Source organism: Halobacteriovorax sp. (assembly GCF_048381875.1).
In the GTDB taxonomy this organism is placed as follows: Bacteria; Bdellovibrionota; Bacteriovoracia; order Bacteriovoracales; family Bacteriovoracaceae; genus Halobacteriovorax_A; species Halobacteriovorax_A vibrionivorans.
Genome location: NZ_JBLXBP010000017.1, coordinates 1 through 5,400 on the forward strand (window position 1 = coordinate 1; position 5,400 = coordinate 5,400).

At 30.2% G+C, this 5,400-nt stretch carries 1 protein-coding gene; it reads left to right on the plus strand.

The window, feature by feature from the left end; genetic code table 11:
• The coding region (locus ACN5L8_RS15130) for an immunoglobulin-like domain-containing protein (RefSeq protein ID WP_419173440.1) at positions 1-5,286 on the plus strand (5,286 nt) is incomplete at its 5' end.
• Positions 5,287-5,400 lie beyond the last annotated feature (114 nt).

Here is a 5,400-nt window from a genome sequence, read left to right on the forward strand (position 1 = left end):
GAAATAAGTGCTAATTTAGTATCTGCAGAAGTAGCAGGAAAAACATTTGAGGATTTAAATGTTGATACAAATCCTGTAACAGTAGATGTAAAAGATACAATTGATCCAACAACAGTAGATTTAAGTGGAGAAGTAAAAACTGAAGTTGTAAATGTTACTGCATTAACAAAAGGAATTTCTCATGTAAATTATACTTTATCAGATGGAAGTAGAGTTAAAGTAGAGTATAGTGGAGATATTAAAGACCCAACTGATCCAACTAAGTATATTGAAGCTATTGAGTCTTCAACTGGTCAAGAAGTTACAGGTTACGAAATTAAAGGTGGTCAATATATTTTTGATGAGTATGGAACTCTATTAAGAGATTTTAATGAGGAAGACGATAATAACTTACCTGAATATAATGGGTCGTTATCTGAAAATGATACTTATATCTTTGATTCAGAAAAAAGTGTTACATTAACAATAGAACTATCAAATCCAACTGATACAAATTCTCCAGCCGTTATTACTATGTTAGTTGATGGTAAAGAGTATACTATAAATATTCCAGCAGGAGAAACAACAGGAACACTTACTTTTACTCCTGAAAATGATACTTTTAATGCAAAAGTTACAAATGTTACAGGGGGTAACTTTGAAGCAGTAGATTTTGATGATGCAGACATAAATATTAATGTTGACTCTCCTTCTACTAATTTAAAAGTAGGTATAACTGGTGAATATACAAATGTTTATTTTGATAGTGATCATGCTGGATTTAGTAATAGTTTATTAACTTATGAGTTAGATGAAAATGGAAATCCTACAAATCCAAAACTAATTATGTTAAATTCAGACGATGGATTAAGTAGAGGAGACTTATTAGCATCCTTTGGAAATCCAGATATTAAGTTTTTATTAATAGCTGATGGTGCAGATAAAGTTACAGATTTATTAGGTGCAAGTTTATCTTTTGATAATACAACAGATTATCCAAAATTAATAGTAGATGGTCAAGAAATTGATCAGGCTATTACTATTTTCCAAGATGAAGAGTTCAATATTGATGGAAAAGAACATTTTGTTATTGAAGATAATAATAATGGAACTCAAACAATAAAAATTGAAGACCTTCCTAATAATGGTGACAAAGATTTTGATGATTTAATTATTACTACAGAAAGAGTTGTTAATAATGATATTGACGTTACAGAAGGTTTTGATGGTTATTATGTAATTGATCTAAAAGATGAAAATGGAAATATAATAATTGCTCAAGAAGATATAGAAGTTACTCTAACATATACTGGAACTGCAATAGATGGGCAAGACTATTCTAAAGAAGTTACTGTAACTATTCCTAAAGGAAGTGGGCAAATAAATTTTGATGTATCAACAATTGATGATAACTTCTATGAAAATAAAGAGAACTTTGAGATAGAGATTACATCAATATCTCCAGATATAGATACTATCTCAATTGATAAAAATAGAGATACAGTAAATACAGATATTATAGATGATGACTCTCATAATAAAGATGTATTAATTACATTAGATTCACCGGATAATGTAGATGAAAATGCAACAAAAGTAACATATACAGTAAATGTAACTATTGCTCCGCAAAGTGACCTAAAAGTAGTAGTTAATGTAAACGATGAACCTAGAGACGTTACTATTAAAGCAGGAGAAACTTCTGCTACTTTTGATTTAGATGTAAGAGAAGATGATAAGTATAAAGATGATGATGATATATTTAATGCTGAAATAGTAAGTCATTCAGGTGGTAACTATGAAGGAAATGTTTCATATAACAATGATGATAATACTTTTAAAGTAATAGATGATGTAGATCCTATTGATGTAACAGTTACAGCAGTAGCTACTTCTCCAAAAGTTATAGATGTAGATACAGAGTTTGGTGAGTCAAATGGTATAGATATAACTGCTTACGATACAAATGGAGAGAAAGCTAATGTTGCAATTAATACAAATCCTCCTGGATTTGGAGTTCAAGGCTCAACTTCAGGTTCAGGAGCTAACTCTGAATTAGGTTATGGTTCTAATGGAATAAGTGAAAAGATTGTTTTTGATTTTACAAACGATGCTAACTCTTTAGATGTAGCATTTGCATGGAGACATAATGGCGAAACTGCAGTAGTAAAATTCTTTAATGATGGAGAAGAGTTAGGTTATGCAAAAGTTTCAGGGGGTGGATCTACTACTGATGCTACAGTAAGTTACTATGATATAAATGGAGACTTAATAAAAGCAGTTCAAGCTCAAGGTGGAACTGATAGAGTTGATTTATCATATACTTTTGAATTCCCTGATACAAATGGTAAACCATCAGCATTTGATAAAGTAGAGTTTAGTGCAGCAGGACATAATGATGATTATTTAATTAATAAAATTTCATACACTGAAGTAATAGACCCTGAAATAACAAACATAAGTACATCAGAAGGTAAGGTTACATTTAATATTCAAGTGGATGAGAATTATCCTCCTCAAGGTCAAGCAAAAGCAATTGTTGAAGTAAATGGACAAGAGTATGAAGTTCATTTAAATGCTACAGGAAGAGGTGTATTAACTGTAGATGCAAAAGATTTTGCAGATTTATCAGATGTAAATATTATTGTGAAAGAAATAGTTGGTGGGAATTATGAAAAGGTAAATGGCAGTGATGACTCTTTTGATTTAAGTGATTCATTCAAAGATGATTTAAGTTCAACAGATGACAAAATCATTATTGATGAAGATACTACATACACATTAACTGAAACAGACTTTGGTGAACTTGGAATTGGCGTAGAAGAAATAAAAATTACTGACTTACCTGAAAATGGTACATTGTACTATAAAGTAAAAGAAGGTCAAATTGTAATTGATAAAGAAGGAAATACTTATGAAGCTACAGAAGATTCAGTAGTAGAACTTTCTGAAAATCAAATAATATCTCTTGCTGATATAGCTGCAGGAAATATTACTTTTACACCAAACTCTGACAGTGATATTGATGGTAACTTTGAATTTGAAATATCAGATGGAAATGTATGGGATGATACTACTTATACAACAACAATTGAAGTAAAAGCTGTTGCTGATGCTCCAACAGCATCAATCTCAGTTAGTGAGGCAACAATAAAAGTTGTAGATTCAACTTTTGATTATGATAGTTATGTACAAGGTTTAAAAGATAATACAAGTAATACTATTGATGGTACAGAAATATATGGAGATCAGCTTTTAGCTGATCAGTTTAATGATACAAATGATTATATTGATGGGAAAGATCTTTCTGATAACATGATAGGTTATAGTGGAAATGATGTGTTCTTCGGACAAGAAGGTGATGACTCTATTTATGGAGGGCATGAAAGTGCACCAGCATCAGTTTTAGATGGGACTGATACAGCAGTCTATAGAGGAAACTTTGATGACTATGATATAACATTTATATCAACAGGTTCAAATGTTACAATAAATGTAATTGATAATAGATATGATGATGATAAAGGATATCAACACCCTTCTAATCAAGGTTTAGATACTTATGCTTCAGGAGACAACTTATATAGTATTGAGAAACTAGTATTTAAAGATGGTGTATATGAAGTAGTAGATGGTAAATTAGAAAAAGTAGAAACAAAAGTACTTGAATATGACGTTGATATCAGTGCAGCTTTAGCAGATGTTGATGGAAGTGAAACATTAACAGTAAAAATTGATGGTGTTCCAAATGATGCGACACTTGAAAGTATAAATGACAATTACAATATCACAAAAAATAGTGATGGTTCATATAGTGTAGAAGTTCCAGCTAATACTACATCTATAACTGATAATTTAAAACTTACCGTTCCTGAAAATAGTGCAACTGATTTTAGTTTATCTATTACAGCAAGAGCAACAGAAACAAATGAAAATGAAGATGGTACAAACTATAAAGAAACAACAGATAGTACTAGTGCTTCATCAATTATTGCAGTTGGAGAACTTCAAACACTAGAATTTGATTCACAGCTAGCTAATCAACAAAATGTTGTTATTGTGTTAGACATTTCTGGAAGTATGAATGATAAAGTAGATAACACAACGAGAATGAATTTAGCTAAAGAAGCTTTAGAGAATATGATAAATACTTATGACGATTTATCTAATGTAAATGTTAAATTAACTACATTCTCTACAAGTGCAAATGCAACAGGCTGGATGAATGCACAGGATGCAATTGATACAATTAAAAACTTAGATGCAAATGGTTGGACAAACTATGAAGATGCATTATTAGAAACTTATCATAACTATTCTGCTCCAAATGATGGTGAAACAACAGTATATTTTATCTCAGATGGTGAGCCAAATAGAGAGAATAGAGGTTCAAATGGAACTTCAAATGAAACAGAAGTTATTAGTAGATATGGTTCTCTTGTAGATAGTGGATATATAAACAAATGGAATAATTTCTTATCTAATAATGTAAATACTTTAAATGTAATTGGTATTGGAAGTGGAATCTCAGCAAATGACCCTGACTTATTAAAAGTTGCACAAAATGTTGGTAATGTAAAAACCAATGTAACAGTAATTGAAGATGAAACTCAGTTAAAAGATAAGTTAGTAGAAGGCTTAGAGAGTTCTGTGGAAGGAAACTTGTTTGAAGGAAATATTTCAGGTCATACAGGTGATCTTGATATTATATCTATCCAAATAGACAATAAGTCATATAGTATCAATGATACAACTAACAATAAACTAGAAATAGATACTGATGCTGGTGGAAAACTTGAAGTTGATTTTGAAACAGGGGATTACAAATATAGTGGAATAAATAGTGATTACTCTCAAAGTAAAACAGAGAAAATTTCAGTTATTTCTGCTGATGAAAATAGTGATCAAGTTACTTATGACTTAGTAATTAGTGTGGATAAAGACTCTGCAACAGAAACTACACCAGAAGTATTATATTTAGATGGTGATATTGACTTAGGTTCATTAACTAAAGATTTAGTAACTGAAGATGTAGACCATATAGAGTTAACAAATACTACTATAGATGAATTAATAATTGATGAAGAAAGTATTGAGGATTTAACTGATAATGAAAATATCTTAAAAATCTTTGGTGATAGTGGTGATAAAGTTAAACTTGAAGGTGGTGCTAATAATTGGGAAAGTAAAGGTACAGAAACAGATTCAGATGGTAATACATTTAATGTATATCAAGGAACAAGCTCAACAACGGCAAATGTAAAAGTACTAATAGATGATGATGTTTCAATAGAATCAGACATCTAAAAAAGAAAAGGAAATTTTCCTTTTCTTTTAACTCTTTTACTTTAAAATTCACTTCAAATACCATTTAACTTTTTTTAGGTATAATCGCACAAAATTAATCAACAAAACACACAA